We start from the raw sequence: 18,550 nt of genomic DNA on the forward strand, positions 1-18,550 counted from the left end.
GTTCCGAGGATCCCGCATGTCCGACATGTCCCGCCGTGCCTTCGGCGGTCTGCTCGGCGGCGGCGCGGTCTCCACCGTCACCGGTGCCGCGTCGCCCGCCCAGGCCGCCCCCGCCGAACGCCCCTTCCGCTCCCGCCCCACCGCCGCTCCCGGACCCCGCCCCAACTTCCTGGTCATCCTCGGTGACGACCTGGGCTGGGCCGACCTCTCCTCGTACGGCGCACCGCACATCAAGACCCCGAACCTGGACCGGCTGGCCCGCCAGGGTGTGCGCTTCACCGACGCCTACTCCGGCTCGGCGACCTGCTCGCCGACCCGCTTCAGCCTCTACACCGGCCGCTACCCGGGCCGCACCGAGGGCGGCCTCGCCGAACCGGTGGCCGACCGGTCCCAGGGCCTGGACCCGAGCCATCCCACGCTCGCCTCCCTGCTGAAGAAGGCCGGCTACGACACGGCCCTGATCGGCAAGTGGCACTGCGGCTGGCTGCCCGACTACAGCCCCACCAAGTCCGGCTGGGACGAGTTCTTCGGCAACTTCGGCGGGGTCCTGGAGTACTTCTCCAAGCTGGGCCAGCTCGGCGACTACGACCTGTACGAGGGCGACGCCGAGTACCACGACCTGCGCTACTACACCACCGTGCTGACCGAGCGGGCCGTCGAGTACGTCGGGCGGAGACACCACCGGCCCTGGCTGCTCAACCTCAACTTCACCACCCCGCACTGGCCGTGGCTGGCCGAGGGCGACGCGGCGACCGGCGCGGAGATCGCCGCGCGGGTCCGGGCCGCCACGACACCGGCCCAGGCCACGGCGGCCCTGGGCCACCATGACGGGGGCTCGGTCGCCAAGTACACCGAGATGGTGCAGAGCCTGGACGCGGCCGTCGGCGAGGTGCTGGCCGCGCTGCGCCGCTCCGGGCAGGAGGAGAACACGCTGGTGCTGTTCGCCAGCGACAACGGCGGTGAGCGCTGGTCGTACCAGTGGCCGCTGAGCGGTCAGAAGGCCGGTCTCCAGGAAGGCGGCATCCGGGTGCCGGCCATCCTGCGCTGGCCGGCCCGGATCGACGGCCACCAGGTCAGCCACGAACCGAACTTCTCCCCCGACTGGACCGCGACCCTCCTCGAACTCGGCGGCGCCCGCCCCGACCCCGCCCATCCACTGGACGGCACCAGCCTCGCGGGCTACCTGCTGCGCGGCGAACGCCTGCCCGAGCGGGACCTGTTCTGGCGGGTCCGGGGCAACCGGGCGCTGCGCCGGGGCGACTGGAAGTACTACCAGGACGCCACCGGCACCGACCACCTCTACCACCTGGCCGCCGACCTGCGCGAACAGGCCGACCTGGCCCCGGCCCGCCCGGACCTGCTGGCCGACCTGAAGGGGGCGTGGGAGCGCATAGCGGGCGGCCTGCTGCCGTACCCCGGCCGGGGATGACCCCGGCCGGCGGTCGGTGAGCCCGTCAGGCCAGACTGTCCCGCCACGCCCGGTGGAGGTCGGCGAAGCGGCCGGTGCCCGCGACGAGGTCGGCCGGGGTGCCGTCCTCGACGATCCGGCCGCCCTCCATCACCAGGACCCGGTCCGCGATCTCCACGGTGGACAGCCGGTGGGCGATGACCACGGCGGTGCGGCCCCGCAGCACCGTCGCCATCGCCCGCTGCACCGCCCGCTCCCCCGGCACGTCCAGCGAACTGGTCGCCTCGTCCAGGATCAGCACCCCCGGGTCCGCGAGCAACGCCCGTGCGAAACCGACCAGTTGGCGCTGCCCGGCGGAGATGCGGCCGCCGCGCTTGCGGACGTCGGTGTCGTAGCCGTCGGGCAGCGCGCTGATGAACTCGTGCGCGCCGATGGCCTTCGCCGCCCGCTCGATCTCCTCCCGGCCGGCGTCGGGCCGGCCGAGGGCGATGTTGTCGGCGACCGTGCCGGAGAAGAGGAACGCCTCCTGCGTCACCATGACCACCCCGCGCCGCAGTTCGGCCGTGGACAGCTCGCGCAGGTCCACGCCGTCCAGCAGCACCCGCCCGGCGGAGGGGTCGTAGAACCGGGCGAGCACCTTGGCCAGGGTGGACTTGCCCGCGCCGGTGGAGCCGACCACCGCGACGGTCTGTCCGGCGGGCAGGGCGAGGTCGAAGCGGGGCAGCACCTCACCGCCGGTGCGGTAGCCGAACCGGACCCCCTCGAACACCACCTCACGGCCCGGGAAGTCACTGTCCCGGGGCGGGAGTTCGCGTGACACCTCCGGTTCCGGCACGGTCGGCTCCTGGGCCAGCAACCCGGCGATCTTCTCCAGGGACGCGGCGGCCGACTGGTAGGAGTTCAGGAACATGCCGAGCCGGTCGATCGGGTCGTACAGGCGGCGCAGGTACAGCACCGCCGCCGCCAGCACACCCAGCTCCAGCGAGCCGGAGGCCACCCGGTGGGCGCCCCACAGCACGATGCCCGCGACCGCCGTGTTGGCCACCAGCCGGGAGCCGACCACATAGCGGGCCATCTCCAGCAGCGCGTCCCCGTTCCTGCGCTCGTGCCGGGCGTTCAGGATCGCGAACCCGGCGTCGTTCGCGGCCTCTCGGCGGAAGGCGCGCACCGGGCGGATGCCGTTCATCGTCTCCGTGAACTTCACGATCACCGCCGCCATCGCCGTGGACTTGGCGCCGTACACCCGCCCGGCGCGCCGCCGGTAGAGCCGGACGAGCAGGTACAGCGGCCCGAAGGACGCCACCGCGACCGCGCCGAGGCCGGGGTCGAGCCAGAGCAGCAGGGCCGAGACGGAGATGAAGGACAGGATGACGGTCACCAGTTCCTGGAGCCCCTCGTCGAGGAGTTCGCGCAGCGACTCCACGTCCGTGGTGGCCCGGGAGATCAGCCGGCCCGAGGTGTACCGCTCGTGGAAGTCGACGCTCAGCGCCTGCGCGTGCCGGAAGATCCGGCCCCTGAGGTCCAGCAGCACGTCCTGGCTGACCCGCGCGGAGACCTGGATGAACGCGAACTGCAAAGCGCCCGAGGCGAGGGCGCACAGCAGATAGCCGGCGGCGACCGCGATCAGCGGGCCGTCGCGGTCGTGCCGGACGGCCGGTACGGCGGTGTCGATGGCGTACGCCACCAGCAGCGGGCCCGCCTGCACCGCCGCCTGCTGGAGCAGCAGCAGGAGCGTGGTGACCGCGACCCGGGCCTTCATCGGCGCGAGCAGCGAGCGCAGCAGGGCGGCGGTGGCGCCGGGCGGGGCGGGCAGGACGTCCCGGTCGAAGGCGTCGCCCGGGCCGCCCGCGCCGCCGTCGCCGTCCGGGTCCCGGGTGCGGCCGGGGTCGTCGGCGGCGACGGGGGTGGCGGCGGATGTGGTGGTCATCGGGACTCCTCCCGTTCCCCGGACATCAGATGGGCGTACTCGGCGTTGTCGCGCAGCAGTTGCCGGTGGGTGCCGACGGCCGCGATCCGGCCGCCCGAGAGCAGCGCCACCCGGTCGGCGAGCAGCACCGTGGACGGGCGGTGGGCGACGATCAGCGCGGTGGTGTCGGCGAGGACCTGCCGCAGCGCGGCCTCCACGGCGGCCTCGGTGTGCACGTCCAGGGCGGACAGCGGGTCGTCCAGCACGAGGAACTCCGGCCGGCCGACCACCGCGCGGGCCAGCGCGAGACGCTGGCGCTGGCCGCCGGACAGGCTGAGGCCCTGCTCGCCCACGCGGGTGTCGGTGCCCTGCGGCAGCGCGTGCGCGAAGTCGGCCCGGGCGATGGCGAGGGCCCGGTCGAGTTCGGGCTTCCCGGCCCCGTCCGGGGCGCCCATCAGCACGTTCTCGCCGACGCTCGCCGAGAACAGGGTGGGTTCCTCGAAGGCCACGGCGACCCTGGCACGCAGTTCCTCGCGGGGGATCGCGGCGATGTCCACGCCGTTCAGCGTGATCCGGCCGGAGGTGACCTCGTACAGGCGCGGGACGAGGGCGGTGAGCGTGGTCTTCCCGCTGCCGGTGGCGCCGACCAGGGCCATGGACTCCCCGGCCCGTATGTGCAGGTCGATGCCGTCGAGGAGGGGCGGGGAGCCGGGCGGCGCGTCGGGATACCGGAACCGCACCCCCTCGAACCGGATCCCGGACCCGGTGCCCGCCCCGGCCCGGGACGCCGGGCGCGCCGCGGGGGCGGGCGCGGTACGGGCTTCGGACTCGGGCTGTTCCTCACCCACCCCCGCGTCTCCCGGCGCGGAGCCCTCGCCGCTCCCCTCCGGTGCCTCGTCCATCACCTCGAAGTAGCGTTCCGTGGCGGTCGCCGCCTCCTGGGTCATGGCCAGCAGGAAGCCGATGGAGTCGACGGGCCAGCGCAGCGCGAGGGCGGTGCTGAGGAAGGCGACCAGCGTGCCCGCGGACAGCTCGCCGTCGGCGACGCGGACGGCGCCGAGGACCAGGGCCGCCCCGATGGCCACCTCGGGCAGGGCCACGATGACGCCCCAGATGGTGGCGAGCAGCCGCGCCTTGCGCAGTTCCGTGCCCCGCAGCCGGCCGGCGAGTTCCCGGAAGGCGCGCGCCTGGCTGCGGTGCCGGCCGAAGCCCTTGACGACGCGGATGCCGAGCACGCTCTCCTCGACCACGGTGGTCAGGTCCCCGACCTGGTCCTGGGCGCGCCGGGCCACCCGCGCGTACCGCCGTTCGAAGACCACACAGGTCCACATCACGGGCACGGCCGGGCCGAGGATGACCAGGCCCAGCATCCAGTCCTGCGCCAGCATGATGGCCACGCCGACCAGGATCGTCACGCCGTTGACCAGCAGGAAGGTCAGCGGAAAGGCGAGGAACATGCGCAGCAGCATCAGATCGGTGGTGCCGCGCGAGAGCAGCTGGCCGGACGCCCAGCGGTCGTGGAAGGCCACCGGCAGGCGTTGCAGCCGGCGGTACAGACCCGCCCGCATCTCCGCCTCGACGTGGGACAGCGGCCGGGCCACGAGCCAGCGCCGGATGCCGAACAGGACCGCCTCGGCGACGCCGAGCAGCAGCAGGTAGAGCGCGCCGAGCCAGACGCCCGCCGGGTCGTGGTCGGCGACCGGCCCGTCCACCAGCCACTTCAGCACGAGCGGGATCACCAGCCCGGTGCAGGAGGCGACGACCGCGACGGCCGCCGCGGTGAACAGCCGGGCGCGCACGGGGCGCACGTACGGCCACAGGCGCAGCAGGGTGCGTACGGCGGAACGGTCGGCGGTCGAACGTGTAGTGGACATCATCGCGAGCGTACGGACCGCCACCGGCGAGGCCCATCGAGTTTTGGCCGTACCTCGCCGGGACATCGGACCTAGGACGGTGGGCGGAGATGGGGGCGGCCCCAGAACACCGCACCCCAACAGTTCGCATACCGAACATGAACATCCGGTCAACGAACCATTTCCGGCCAAGTTTGTGATGCGCTCCTGACAGGCGATGAGATCTCCTGCCACTCTTCCCAGGCCGACTCACAGCGACCCCACAGCCCTCCCGTACGCATGGGTCGGCCGAGCACCCGCACCTGGTTCCGCGTACCGCCCTGTTCTGCCCGGACGCCCGAACCCACCGTCCGGTCTCCCCCGGCCGCGCGACCCGCGGTCCCGCAGAAGGAGTCAGTGTTGAGAAGCAGTTCCTCTCGCGGACGCACCTCCCACACGGCACGGCGCCGCTCGGCGCACCACCGCACCGCCACCGTCGCCCTCGCCGGCGTCGCCGCCCTGATCGCCGCCGCCGTCCAGGCCGGGGCCGCCACCGCCGCCCCGCAGGCACCGCGGCCGGGCCAGGCGAACCCGGCGCACACGGCGGTCCAGCTGACCCCCTCGCAGCGGGCCGAACTGATCCGGCACGCCGACGCGGGCCAGGCCGCCACCGCCCGCCAACTCGGCCTCGGCGACCAGGAGAAACTGGTCGTCAAGGACGTGGTGAAGGACGCCGACGGCACCGTGCACACCCGGTACGAGCGGACGTACGCGGGCCTGCCGGTGCTCGGCGGCGACCTGGTCGTGGCCACCGACACCGCCGGCAAGACCATGGAGGTGGCGCGGGCCACCAACGCCACGCTGAAGGTCGCCGGCCTCACCCCGGCGGTGTCGGAGGCGGCGGCCGAGCGGCAGGCCGTGGGGCGGGCCAAGGCGCTCGGCGGGACGAAGCCGGCCGCGGACAGCGTCCGCCGGGTGATCTGGGCCGCGACCGGCAAGCCGGTGCTGGCGTACGAGACGGTGGTCGGCGGGCTCCAGGAGGACGGCACCCCCAACGAGCTGCACGTCATCACCGACGCGGCCACCGGCGAGAAGCTGTACGAGTACCAGGGCGTCAAGAACGGCGTGGGCAACACCCAGTACAGCGGGCAGGTCACGCTGACCACGACCCAGTCGGGCTCCACGTACAACCTCACCGACGGGGCGCGGGGCAACCACAAGACGTACAACCTCAACCGCGGCACCTCCGGCACCGGCACGCTGTTCTCGCAGTCCTCGGACACCTGGGGCAACGGCACCAGCTCCAACGCGGCCACCGCGGGCGCGGACGCCCACTACGGCGCCGCGCTCACCTGGGACTTCTACAAGAGCGCCTTCGGCCGCAACGGCATCAAGAACAACGGCGTCGGCGCCTACTCCCGCGTCCACTACGGCAACGCGTACGTCAACGCGTTCTGGACCGACAGCTGCTTCTGCATGACCTACGGCGACGGCTCCGGCAACACCAAGCCGCTGACCTCGATCGACGTCGCCGCCCACGAGATGAGCCACGGCGTCACCTCTGCCACCGCGAACCTCAACTACAGCGGCGAGTCCGGCGGTCTGAACGAGGCGACCAGCGACATCATGGCCGCGGGCGTGGAGTTCTACGCGAACAACTCCACCGACGTCGGGGACTACCTGGTCGGCGAGAAGATCGACATCAACGGCAACGGCACCCCGCTGCGCTACATGGACAAGCCCAGCAAGGACGGCGCGTCCAAGGACAACTGGTACTCGGGCATCGGCGGCGTGGACGTGCACTACTCGTCCGGCCCGGCGAACCACTTCTTCTACCTGCTGAGCGAGGGCAGCGGCGCCAAGGTCGTCAACGGCGTCAGCTACAACTCGCCCACCGCGGACAACCTTCCGGTCACCGGCATCGGCCGGGACAAGGCGCTGCAGATCTGGTACCGGGCGCTGACCACCAAGTGGACGTCCACCACCAACTACGCGGGCGCCCGCACCGGCACCCTGGCGGCGGCCGGCGAGCTGTACGGCACCACCAGTGCCGAGTACAAGGCTGTGCAGGACGCCTGGGCGGGCATCGGGGTCGGGGCCCGCTCCGGCGGCGGCGGGGGCGGCGGCACCTCGTACGAGAGCTCCACGCCGGTGGCCATCCCGGACAACGGAGCGGCCGTCACCTCGGACATCGCCGTCACCGGCCGGACCGGGAACGCGCCGGCCAACCTCCAGGTGAGCGTGGACATCGCGCACACCTACCGGGGTGACCTGGTGATCGATCTCGTCGGCCCGTCGGGCACCGCCTACCGGCTGAAGAGCTACAGCTCCTCGGACTCGGCGGACGGCGTCAACGAGACCTACACGGTCAACGCGGCGGCGGAAACGGCCAACGGGACCTGGAAACTGCGGGTACAGGATCAAGCCACCTACGACACGGGAACGATCAACGGCTGGAAGCTGACCTTCCCGTAAACCACAAGGCGAACGGCTTGATTTGACGGCGCCGCCCGGGGGTCGGACCCCCTCGGGCGGCGCCGGTTAACACCCCGGAAACGTTCACCGGTTGGTCGATTTTCGGCCAACATCACTTCAGGGTCCTGACATGTACGCGTCCTTGATGTCACTCTCTCTCCACCCGCCGCAGCAGCACAGCAACTTCACAACGCCACACACGCCGGCCAGTAACCCCACACTGACCGGACTCCCCCACGAGAAGGAGCTTTCGTGAGCCCCCTCTACGCGCGTCACAAGCGCACCACCCTGGCCATCGCCACCGCTGTCGCCGCCGGAGCCCTGCTCTCCACCGGTCTGACCACCAGTGCGAACGCGCAGGCCCCGACCGGAGCCGCCGCTGCCAAGCCCCTGGCCGCCGCCCCGACCGCGCTGACCGCCGCGGCCCGCAGCTCCCTGATCCAGCAGGCCCAGGCCGACGCCACCGAGACCGCGCGGCACATAGGCCTCGGCGCCCAGGAGAAGCTGGTCGCCAAGGACGTCGTCAAGGACGCCGACGGCACGCTGCACACCCGCTACGAGCGCACCTACGCGGGCCTTCCGGTGCTGGGCGGCGACCTGATCGTCCACACGGCCGCGTCCGGCAAGAGCCAGGGCGTCACCAAGGCCAACCCGGCGGCCCTGAAGCCGGCCTCGCTCACGCCGAAGATCACCGCCGCCAAGGCCGAGCAGCAGGCCGTGTCCGCCGCCAAGTCGCTCGGCTCCGCCAAGACCACCGCGGACGGCGCCCGCAAGGTCGTCTGGGCCGGCTCCGGCAAGCCCGTCCTCGCCTACGAGACGATCGTCGGCGGCTTCCAGGACGACGGCACCCCGAACCAGCTGCACGTCATCACCGACGCGGCCACCGGCAAGAAGCTGTACGAGTACCAGGGCATCGAGAACGCGACCGGCAAGACGCTGTACTCCGGCACGGTCACCCTCAACTCCGTGCAGTCGGGCTCGACGTACCAGCTCACCGACAGCGCGCGGGGCAACCACAAGACGTACAACCTGGCCCGCAAGACGTCCGGCACGGGCACCCTGGTGGCCAACTCGACCAACGTCTTCGGCACCGGCACCGCCTCCACGTCCTCCTCGGACCAGACGGCCGCCGCCGACGCCGCCTACGGCGCCGGCCTGACGTGGGACTTCTACAAGAGCACCTTCGGCCGCAACGGCATCAAGAACAACGGCGTCGGCGCCTACTCCCGCGTCCACTACGGCAACGCGTACGTCAACGCGTTCTGGGACGACAGCTGCTTCTGCATGACCTACGGCGACGGCTCCGGCAACGCCAACCCGCTGACCTCGATCGACGTGGCCGGCCACGAGATGAGCCACGGCGTCACCTCGAACACCGCGGGCCTCAACTACTCCGGCGAGTCCGGCGGCCTGAACGAGGCCACCAGCGATATCTTCGGCACGGGCGTGGAGTTCTTCGCCAACAACGCCTCCGACACCGGTGACTACCTCATCGGCGAGGAGATCGACATCAACGGCGACGGCACCCCGCTGCGCTACATGGACAAGCCCAGCAAGGACGGCGGCTCGGCGGACTACTGGTCCTCCACGGTCGGCAACAAGGACGTCCACTACTCGTCCGGCGTCGCGAACCACTTCTTCTACCTCCTCGCGGAGGGCAGCGGTTCGAAGACCATCAACGGCGTCACCTACAACTCGCCGACGTACAACGGCTCCACCGTCACCGGTATCGGCCGCGCCAAGGCGCTGCAGATCTGGTACAAGGCGCTGACCACGTACATGACGTCGACGACCAACTACAAGGCCGCCCGCACGGCGACCCTGAACGCGGCGTCCGCGCTGTACGGCTCCACCAGCACCGAGTACAAGGCGGTCGCGGCGGCGTGGTCCGCCGTCAACGTCAACTAGCACCCGCCGGACCGGCACATCAGGGCGGCACCCGGGACCAGCGCGTCCCGGGTGCCGCCCTACGCTTGTGACCCATGTCCTCGGCGCCCTTCACCTATGAGCCGGTCGGTGCGACCCGCGACGACCTGACGTTCTGCCCGCCCGGCTTCCGTCCCATGCTCGTGCGCACCCGCCTCGGTGAGGGCCACGCGGTGTTCCGGCGGGCCGCCGAGGCGGTCCTGACCTGGGAGATGCACCGCACGCTGGGCGTCGGCATCGACGCCACCGCCGACCGCGCGGCCCCCGGCGTCGACGTCACGGTCACCCTGGCCGGTGTCGTCAAGGCACCCTGCCGCGTCATATGGACCACCGAGGAGCCCCGCCGCGCCGGCTGGGCCTACGGCACCCTCGAGGGCCACCCCGAGTGCGGCGAGGAGGCCTTCGTCGTCGACCGCACCGGCGACGGCACGGTCTGGCTCACGGTGTCCGCCTTCAGCAAGCCGGCCAAGTGGTACGCGAAGGCGGGCGGCCCGGCCACCAGAGGCTTCCAGCACGCCTACGCCCGCCGCTGCGGAGCAGTCCTGAAACGCCTGTGCGAGGAACATCCGGAGCCGTGACCCGGCCGCTGACGGCGTGAGCCGGGGACCCACCGGTTCAGCGGCCGGCTGTCCCCGTCTCGGCTCACCGCAACACCATCCCCGCCCCCTCCACCACCTCCTCCGACGGGATCGTCACCAGGCCCGTTTCGGCGGGGGAGGCGAGGAGGGGGTGGGTGGGGAGGATGCGGATCGTGTAGCCGTAGGGGCCGGTGCGGTCCAGGGACAGGGGACCCTCGTAGAGCACGCGGCCCTCCAGGTCGGCCGTGCCGGCCGGCTTCAGCGGGACGACGGCGGCGTCCGTGATGCGGTCCTGTTCGTCCACCCGGCCCGACACCGCCTGGACCTCCACGTCGTCGGGGGTCAGCTCGCCGAGGGCCACCCGGACCCGCAGGCCCACCGTCGCCCCCAGTTCCGCCGTGGGCGCCGTCGCCGTCGTCTCCACGTGGTCCACGCTCACCCCGGGCCAGGCGGCCCGCACCCGGGTCTTCCAGCCGGCCAGGTCCCGGGCGGTGTCCGGGGTCAGCGCGCGGTGGGACCGGGCGGCGGGGGCGTACAGGCGGTCCACGTACTCGCGGACCATGCGGCCGGCCAGCACCTTCGGGCCGAGCAGGGAGAGGGTCTGTCGGACCATCTGGATCCAGCGGTCGGGCAGGCCCGCCCGCCCGCGTTCGTAGAAGCGGGGCGCGATCCGCTGTTCCAGCAGGTCGTACAGGGCCGCCGCCTCGATGTCGTCCCGCCGGTCGGGGTCGGTCCCGGCGCCGTCCGCCGTCGGGATCGCCCAGCCGAAGTCCGGCTGGAACCACTCGTCCCACCAGCCGTCCAGCACCGACAGGTTCAGGCAGCCGTTCAGGGCCGCCTTCATGCCCGACGTGCCGCACGCCTCCAGCGGGCGCAGCGGGTTGTTCAGCCAGACGTCGCAGCCGGGGTAGAGCCGCTGCGCCATCGCCATGCCGTAGTCGGGGAGGAACACGATGCGGTGGCGCACCCGCGGGTCGTCGGTGAACCGGACCAGCTCCTGCACCAGCCGCTTGCCGCCGTCGTCCGCCGGGTGCGCCTTGCCCGCGACCACGATCTGCACCGGACGGTCGGGGTGCAGGAGCAGCTCCGTCAGCCGGTCGCGGTCCCGGAGCATCAGCGTCAGCCGCTTGTACGACGGGACCCGGCGGGCGAAGCCGATCGTGAGCACGTCCGGGTCCAGGACGTCGTCGATCCAGCCCAACTCGGCGTCTCCGGCCCCGCGTTGCCGCCACGACGCACGCAGCCGCTCCCGCACCTCCAGCACCAGCCGTTCCCGCAGGGCGCGGCGCAGCTCCCAGACGTCCTGGTCCGGGATGTCCGCGACCGAGTCCCAGCGCTCGGCGCCGCCGACGCTCAGCGCGTCCTCGGCCCGCTGGGCGCCGACCTGCCGGGTGGCCAGCCGCAGCACCTCCGGTGCCACCCAGGTCGGGGCGTGCACCCCGTTGGTCACCGAGGTGATCGGCACCTCCTCGGCGTCGAACCCCGGCCACAGGCCCGCGAACATCTCCCGGCTGACCCGGCCGTGCAGCAGCGAGACCCCGTTGGCGCGCTGGGCCAGCCGCAGTCCCATCACCGCCATGTTGAACAGGTTCGGCTCACCTCCCGGGTAGGTCTCCCGGCCCAGTTCCAGCACCCGGTGCACGTCGATGCCGGGCAGTTCGGCGTCGGGGCCGAAGTGCCGGGCGACCAGGTCCCGGTCGAAGCGGTCGATGCCGGCCGGGACCGGGGTGTGCGTGGTGAACACCGTGCCGGCCCGCACCGCCTCCAGCGCCGCGTCGAAGTCCAGCCCGTCCGTGCACAGTTCGGCGATCCGCTCCAGGCCGAGGAACCCGGCGTGCCCCTCGTTGGTGTGGAACACCTCCGGCACCGGGTGCCCGGTGAGCCGGCAGTACGTCCGCACCGCCCGCACCCCTCCTATGCCGAGCAGCATCTCCTGGAGCAGCCGGTGTTCGCTGCCACCGCCGTAGAGCCGGTCGGTGACCCCGCGTTCGCCGAGGTCGTTCTCCTCCACGTCGGAGTCGAGCAGCAGCAGCGGCACCCGGCCCACCTGCGCCAGCCAGATCCGGGCGCGCAGTTCCTTGCCGCCGGGCAGGGCGAGACGGACGTGCGCGGGGGTGGCGTCGGGCTCTTTCAGCTGGGTGAGCGGCAGTTCGTTGGGGTCGAGCACCGGATAGTGCTCCTGCTGCCAGCCGTCCCGGGAGAGGGTCTGGCGGAAGTAGCCGTGCCGGTAGAGGAGTCCGACACCGATCAGGGGGACGCCCAGGTCGCTGGCCGCCTTCAGGTGGTCGCCGGCCAGGATGCCGAGGCCGCCGGAGTACTGCGGGAGGGCGGCCGTGATGCCGAACTCCGGGGAGAAGTAGGCGATGGCGGCGGGCAGGCCGTCCGCCTGGTTCTGGTACCAGCGGTCACCGGTCAGATAGTCGTCGAGGTCGTCGGCGGCGGCGGTCAGACGGCGCAGGAACCGCCGGTCACCGGCGAGTTCGGCCAGCCGGGCGGGGCGCAGCCGGCCCAGCAGCCGCACCGGGTCGCCACCGGCCGCGGCCCATGCCTCGGGGTCGGCGGACTGGAACAGATCGCGCGTCTCCGCATGCCATGACCAGCGCAGATTGCGCGCGAGGTCGCTCAGTGGCCGCAGGGGGTCGGGGAGAACGGGACGGACGGTGAACCGACGGATCGCCTTCACATTCCACCTCGGGACGCGTCGCGGGGTGAGCCGCACGGAGCCGTGCGCCTCGTCGTCTCCTTCGACGGTAGTGGTTACCGCGCGGTCGGTGGGGACGTACCGGCCGGGGGTGTCGGTGCGTCAGGCGCCGGTCAGCGGGCACCCGGAAAAAGGGGGAACCGGTCTTGTGTGCGGACGTACGCATGAGTAGTTAACACAGTGCCGGATTGCCCACCCGACCCCAGGGGGAAGGCTCTTCGGTATCCACCCCACAGGCGTACCTCAGCACAACGCAGGACCCACCTCCCCACGTCCATCCGCCCATACCCACGTTGCAGCGGACAGGAGCGGTCATGCCCGCCAGGCACCACTCGTCACCACCCCCGACAAGCAGCAAGGCCAAGGCAGCAGGAAGGAAGCCGACGGGCGGGAAGGGCGGGACGACGCCCGCCCACGCGCCCGCCGCCGAAGGGCCCACCCCGGACCACGCGCCGGCCCCCGGGAAACGTTCCGCCCCGGCGCCCACGCCCACCCCCGCGGAACCGTCCGACGCCACGAAACCGTCCGGCGCCGCGGAACGGCCCGGCACCGGAGGACGGCCCGCCACCGCCCTGGGCCGCATCCCCGTCCTCGACGTACGCCCCGTGGTCCAGCACGGCCGCAGGCCCGCCAAGGCCGTGACCGGCGAGTCCTTCGAGGTCACGGCGACCGTGTTCCGGGAGGGCCACGACGCCGTCGCGGCGAACGTCGTGCTGCGGGACCCGGCGGGCCGGCCCGGGCCCTGGACGCCGATGCGGGAGCTCGCCCCGGGCACCGACCGCTGGGGTGCCACCGTCACGCCGGGCGAACCGGGCCACTGGACCTACACGGTGGAGGCGTGGTCGGATCCGCTCGCCACCTGGCGCGAGCACGCCCGGATCAAGATCCCGGCCGGGATCGACACCGAACTGGTCCTGACGGAGGGCGCGCAGCTGTACGAGCGGGCCGCCGCCGGGGTGCCGGAGGCGGAGCGCGGGCCCGTCCTGGACGCGGTGGCGGCCCTGCGGGACCGCGACCGCCCGGCCGCCTGGCGGCTGGCGTCGGCGCTGTCCCCGGAGGTGGCGGAGGTGCTGGCCCGGTATCCGCTGCGGGAGCTGGTCACGGCCTCGGATGCGATGCCGTTGCTGGTGGAGCGGGAGCGCGCGCTGTACGGGTCGTGGTACGAGTTCTTCCCCCGTTCCGAGGGGACCGCCGAGCACCCCCACGGCACGTTCCGTACCGCCGCGCGCCGGCTGAGGGCGATCGCGGACATGGGCTTCGACGTCGTCTACCTGCCCCCGATCCACCCCATCGGCACCACCCACCGCAAGGGCCCCAACAACTCCCTGAGCGCCGGTCCCGACGACGTCGGGGTGCCCTGGGCGATCGGTTCCCCCGAGGGCGGCCACGACGCCGTCCACCCCGGCCTGGGCACCCTGGAGGACTTCGACTTCTTCGTCGCCGAGGCCCGCCGGCTCGGCCTGGAGATCGCGCTCGACTTCGCCCTCCAGTGCTCCCCGGACCACCCCTGGGTGGAGAAGCACCCCGAGTGGTTCCACCACCGCCCGGACGGCTCGATCGCCTACGCGGAGAACCCGCCGAAGAAGTACCAGGACATCTACCCCATCGCCTTCGACGCCGACATGGACGGCCTGGTCGCCGAGACCCTGCGGATCCTGCGGCACTGGATGGCCCACGGCGTGCGCGTCTTCCGGGTGGACAACCCGCACACCAAACCCGTCGTCTTCTGGGAACGGGTCATCGACGGGATCAACCGGAGCGACCCGGACGTGATCTTCCTGGCGGAGGCGTTCACCCGCCCGGCGATGATGCACACCCTGGCCCAGATCGGCTTCCAGCAGTCCTACACCTACTTCACCTGGCGCACCACCAAGCAGGAGCTGACGGAGTACCTGACGGAGCTGACGGGTGAGGCGGCGGCCTACATGCGGCCGAACCTCTTCGCCAACACCCCCGACATCCTGCACGCCTACCTCCAGCACGGCGGGCGCCCGGCGTTCGAGGTCCGTGCCGTGCTGGCCGCCACCCTCTCCCCCGCCTGGGGCATCTACTCCGGCTACGAACTGTGCGAGAACACCCCGCTGCGAGAGGGCGGGGAGGAGTACCTGGACTCGGAGAAGTACCAGCTCAGGCCCCGCGACTGGGAAGCCGCCGAGCGCGCGGGCCGCAGCATCGCCCCGCTCATCACCCGCCTGAACACCATCCGCCGCCACCACCCCGCACTCCAGCGGCTGCGCAACCTCCACTTCCACCACGCGGATCAGGACGCGGTGCTCGTCTACTCGAAGCACGCGGGGACGGACACGGTCGTCGTGGTCGTCAACCTCGACCCGCACCACACCCAGGAGGCCACGGTCTCGTTGGACATGCCGCGACTCGGCCTCGACTGGCACGAGTCCGTGCCGGTGCGCGACGAGCTCACCGGTGAGACCTACCACTGGGGCAGGGCCAACTACGTGCGCCTCGAACCGGGTCACCGGCCCGCGCATGTCTTCACCGTCCTGCGACCGTCCAACCCGCAGATCGGAGGGTCACCCACGATATGACCGTCAACGAGCCCGTACCGGACACCTTCGAGGACACTCCGGCCAAGGACCGGGACCCCGAGTGGTTCAAACGCGCCGTCTTCTACGAGGTCCTGGTCCGCTCCTTCCAGGACAGCAACGGCGACGGCATCGGTGACCTGAAGGGTCTGACCGCCAAGCTGGACTACCTCCAGTGGCTCGGCGTGGACTGCCTGTGGCTGCCGCCGTTCTTCAAGTCACCGCTGCGGGACGGCGGTTACGACGTCTCCGACTACACCGCCGTCCTCCCGGAGTTCGGCGACCTCGCCGACTTCGTGGAGTTCGTGGACGCCGCCCACCAGCGCGGCATGCGGGTGATCATCGACTTCGTCATGAACCACACCAGCGACCAGCACCCGTGGTTCCAGGAGTCGAGGCGGGATCCGCACGGGCCGTACGGGGAGTACTACGTCTGGGCCGACGACGACAAGCAGTACCAGGACGCGCGGATCATCTTCGTCGACACCGAGGTCTCCAACTGGACGTACGACCCGGTGCGCAAGCAGTACTACTGGCACCGCTTCTTCTCGCACCAGCCGGACCTCAACTACGAGAACCCGGCCGTCCAAGAGGAGATCCTCTCCGCGCTGCGGTTCTGGCTGGACCTCGGCATCGACGGGTTCCGGCTGGACGCCGTGCCGTACCTGTACCAGCGGGAGGGCACCAACTGCGAGAACCTGCCCGCCACCCACGAGTTCCTGAAGCGGGTGCGCAGGGAGATCGACGCCCAGTACCCGGACAAGGTGCTGCTGGCGGAGGCCAATCAGTGGCCGGAGGACGTGGTCGACTACTTCGGCGACTACTCCGTCGGCGGCGACGAGTGCCACATGGCCTTCCACTTCCCCGTCATGCCCCGCATCTTCATGGCCGTCCGGCGCGAGTCCCGCTACCCGGTCTCCGAGATCCTCGCCAAGACCCCCGCCATCCCCTCGAACTGCCAGTGGGGCATCTTCCTGCGCAACCACGACGAGCTCACCCTCGAAATGGTCACCGACGAGGAACGCGACTACATGTGGGCCGAGTACGCCAAAGACCCCCGCATGCGCGCCAACATCGGCATCCGCCGCCGCCTCGCCCCCCTCCTCGACAACGACCGCAACCAGATCGAGCTGTTCACCGCCCTGCTGCTGTCCCTGCCCGGCTCACCGATCCTCTACTACGGCGACGAGATCGGCATGGGCGACAACATCTGGCTCGGCGACCGCGACGCCGTCCGCACCCCCATGCAATGGACCCCCGACCGCAACGCCGGCTTCTCCTCCTGCGACCCCGGACGCCTCTTCCTCCCCACGATCATGGACCCCGTCCACGGCTACCAGGTCACCAACGTCGAGGCGTCCATGTCCTCCCCCTCGTCACTGCTGCACTGGACCCGCCGGATGATCGAGATCCGCAAACAGAACCCCGCCTTCGGACTCGGCTCCTACACCGAACTGCCCTCGTCCAACCCGGCGGTGCTCGCCTTCCTGCGGGAGTACGAGGACGACCTCGTGCTGTGCGTGCACAACTTCTCGCGTTTCGCCCAGCCGACGGAGCTGGACCTCAGCCGGTTCGGCGGGCGGCATCCCGTCGAACTGTTCGGCGGGGTGCGGTTCCCCGCCATCGGCGAACTGCCCTACCTGCTCACCCTCGCGGGGCACGGCTTCTACTGGTTCCGGCTGCGCCCCGAGGCCGCGTAACCCGGCGCCCGGTGGGGCGGTTTCCGCCGTCCCACCCGGGGCACCCCTCAGTAACACCCCGACTACTCCCCGGGGAAAGGACGTGACGCCATGGCGGAAACGGTCACCCCCTCCGGCACCACAGGTTCACTCCTCGCCTCGCTCGACCCCCTGCTGCGCACCTGGCTGCCCCGGCAGCGCTGGTTCGCGGGCAAGGGGCGCCCGGTCACCGACTTCTCCCCGGTGACCGTCACCGAACTGCTGCCGTCCGCCGGCCGGCTGGGCCTGTACCACCTGCTGCTGCGGGTCCACCAGCCGTCCGCGCCGGGCGGCGAACCGCACCCCGGCGACTGCTACCAGCTCCTCGTCGGCGTGCGCCGGGCGCTGCCGCCCCGGCTGGCGCCCGCGCTGATCGGGCACGTCACCAAGGGGCCGCTCGCCGGGTGCACGGTGTACGACGCGCTGTACGACCCCCGGCCCGCCGAACTGCTCCTGGAGGCCCTGCGCCGCCGGACCCGGATCGGCGTGCTCCGCTTCGAGCGGGACGCCCGTCAGGAGATCCGGCCCGGTCTCGTGGCCCGGCTGATGACCGCCGAGCAGTCCAACTCGTCGGTCGTTTACGGAGATACGTTCATTCTCAAGGTGCTGCGCCGCGTGGTGCCCGGCGTCAACCCCGACCTGGAGCTGCCGCTCGCCCTGGCCCGCGAGGGCTGCCCCCGGGTGCCCGCGCCGACGGGCTGGCTGCGGGCCGAGCCGGGCGGGGAGCCGTATGTGCTCGCCGTGCTCCAGCCCTATGTCAGCGGGGCGAGCGACGGCTGGGAGCTGGCCCTGCGCGAGCTGGCCAAGGGCGAGGACTTCGTGGCGGAGGCGCACGCCCTGGGCCGGGCCACCGCCGAGGTGCACACCGCGCTCGCCCGTGCCCTGCCCACCGTCACCCTCGGCCGCAGCCGGCTGGAGCTGCTGGCGGACGGCATGACCGAGCGGCTGGCGGCGGCCGTGCGGGCGGTGCCGGCCCTGACGCCGTACGAACCCGGGCTGCGCTCGGCCTACACCGCGCTGGCCACACTCGCCGCCGAGGGCCGCACCTGGACCGCCCAGCGGGTGCACGGCGACCTGCACCTGGGGCAGTGCCTGCGGGCGCCGGCCGGCGGCTGGTCCCTGATCGACTTCGAGGGCGAGCCGGCCCGGCCGCTGGCGGAGCGGCGCATGCCGCAGCCGGCGGTGCGGGACGTCGCCGGGATGCTCCGCTCCTTCGACTACGCGGCCCACTCGGTCCGCCCGCCCGCCCGGAACTGGGCGCACGCCTGCCGGGCGGCCTACTGCTCCGGGTACGCGGAGGCATCCGGCCGCGACCCGCGCACCGATCCAGTGCTGCTGCGGGCCTACGAGACCGACAAGGCGGTCTACGAGGTCGTCTACGAGGCCCGGCACCGGCCCGAATGGCTCCCCGTACCGATGTCGGCGATCCGCCGCCTCGCCACGTCCGACCCGACCTGACCGAC

General features: G+C 72.0%; 10 protein-coding genes. 7 read left to right on the forward strand and 3 right to left on the reverse strand.

Annotated elements, in window-relative coordinates; genetic code table 11:
* Positions 1 to 16 precede the first annotated feature (16 nt).
* Positions 17 to 1,429, forward strand: a complete 1,413-nt coding sequence (locus tag ACSURM_RS11945; RefSeq protein WP_436954987.1) for a sulfatase family protein — start codon at positions 17 to 19, stop codon at positions 1,427 to 1,429.
* 25 nt (positions 1,430 to 1,454) lie between these two features.
* On the opposite strand, the gene ACSURM_RS11950 is transcribed toward ACSURM_RS11945, so the two are convergent.
* Together ACSURM_RS11950 and ACSURM_RS11955 are read right to left on the reverse strand one after the other, a co-directional pair.
* Positions 1,455 to 3,335 carry an ABC transporter ATP-binding protein gene (locus ACSURM_RS11950; protein ID WP_436954988.1) on the reverse strand — a complete coding sequence of 627 codons (1,881 nt, stop codon included), beginning with the start codon at positions 3,333 to 3,335 and terminating at the stop codon, positions 1,455 to 1,457.
* On the reverse strand, positions 3,332 to 5,188 hold the full coding sequence (locus ACSURM_RS11955; protein ID WP_436954989.1) for an ABC transporter ATP-binding protein: 1,857 nt from the start codon (positions 5,186 to 5,188) through the stop codon (positions 3,332 to 3,334). Before ACSURM_RS11955 ends, ACSURM_RS11950 begins: the two co-directional genes overlap by 4 nt.
* A 378-nt stretch (positions 5,189 to 5,566) precedes the next feature.
* Between ACSURM_RS11955 and ACSURM_RS11960 the strand changes: the two genes are divergently transcribed.
* The 3 genes from ACSURM_RS11960 (at position 5,567) to ACSURM_RS11970 (ending at position 10,125) form a co-directional block, all read left to right on the forward strand.
* Complete coding sequence (locus tag ACSURM_RS11960) at positions 5,567 to 7,621, forward strand: M4 family metallopeptidase (protein ID WP_436954990.1); 2,055 nt, start codon at positions 5,567 to 5,569, stop codon at positions 7,619 to 7,621.
* 252 nt (positions 7,622 to 7,873) lie between these two features.
* A complete protein-coding gene (locus ACSURM_RS11965; RefSeq protein ID WP_436954991.1) occupies positions 7,874 to 9,529 on the forward strand; it encodes a M4 family metallopeptidase in 1,656 nt (551 codons plus the stop codon).
* Positions 9,530 to 9,603: 74 nt separating this feature from the next.
* On the forward strand, positions 9,604 to 10,125 hold the full coding sequence (locus ACSURM_RS11970) for a DUF1990 domain-containing protein (protein WP_436954992.1): 522 nt from the start codon (positions 9,604 to 9,606) through the stop codon (positions 10,123 to 10,125).
* 64 nt (positions 10,126 to 10,189) lie between these two features.
* Here ACSURM_RS11970 and ACSURM_RS11975 read toward each other — a convergent pair whose 3' ends face one another.
* The gene (locus ACSURM_RS11975; protein WP_436954993.1) at positions 10,190 to 12,808 is read right to left on the reverse strand and encodes a glycosyltransferase family 1 protein; all 2,619 of its coding nucleotides are present in this window, start codon (positions 12,806 to 12,808) and stop codon (positions 10,190 to 10,192) included.
* A gap of 332 nt (positions 12,809 to 13,140) precedes the next feature.
* Between ACSURM_RS11975 and ACSURM_RS11980 the strand changes: the two genes are divergently transcribed.
* The 3 genes from ACSURM_RS11980 to ACSURM_RS11990 all read left to right on the forward strand — a co-directional run bounded on the left by ACSURM_RS11980 (position 13,141) and on the right by ACSURM_RS11990 (position 18,545).
* Positions 13,141 to 15,372, forward strand: coding sequence for an alpha-1,4-glucan--maltose-1-phosphate maltosyltransferase (locus ACSURM_RS11980; protein WP_436954994.1), 2,232 nt, complete (start codon positions 13,141 to 13,143; stop codon positions 15,370 to 15,372).
* The gene (treS, locus tag ACSURM_RS11985; protein ID WP_436954995.1) at positions 15,369 to 17,069 is read left to right on the forward strand and encodes a maltose alpha-D-glucosyltransferase; all 1,701 of its coding nucleotides are present in this window, start codon (positions 15,369 to 15,371) and stop codon (positions 17,067 to 17,069) included. The genes ACSURM_RS11980 and treS overlap by 4 nt, the downstream gene beginning before the upstream one ends.
* Before the next feature lie 90 nt (positions 17,070 to 17,159).
* A complete protein-coding gene (locus ACSURM_RS11990) occupies positions 17,160 to 18,545 on the forward strand; it encodes a maltokinase N-terminal cap-like domain-containing protein (RefSeq protein WP_436954996.1) in 1,386 nt (461 codons plus the stop codon).
* Positions 18,546 to 18,550 lie beyond the last annotated feature (5 nt).

It is taken from the genome of Streptomyces sp. SudanB182_2057 (assembly GCF_964272715.1).
GTDB classification, from domain to species: domain Bacteria; phylum Actinomycetota; class Actinomycetes; order Streptomycetales; family Streptomycetaceae; genus Streptomyces; species Streptomyces rubradiris.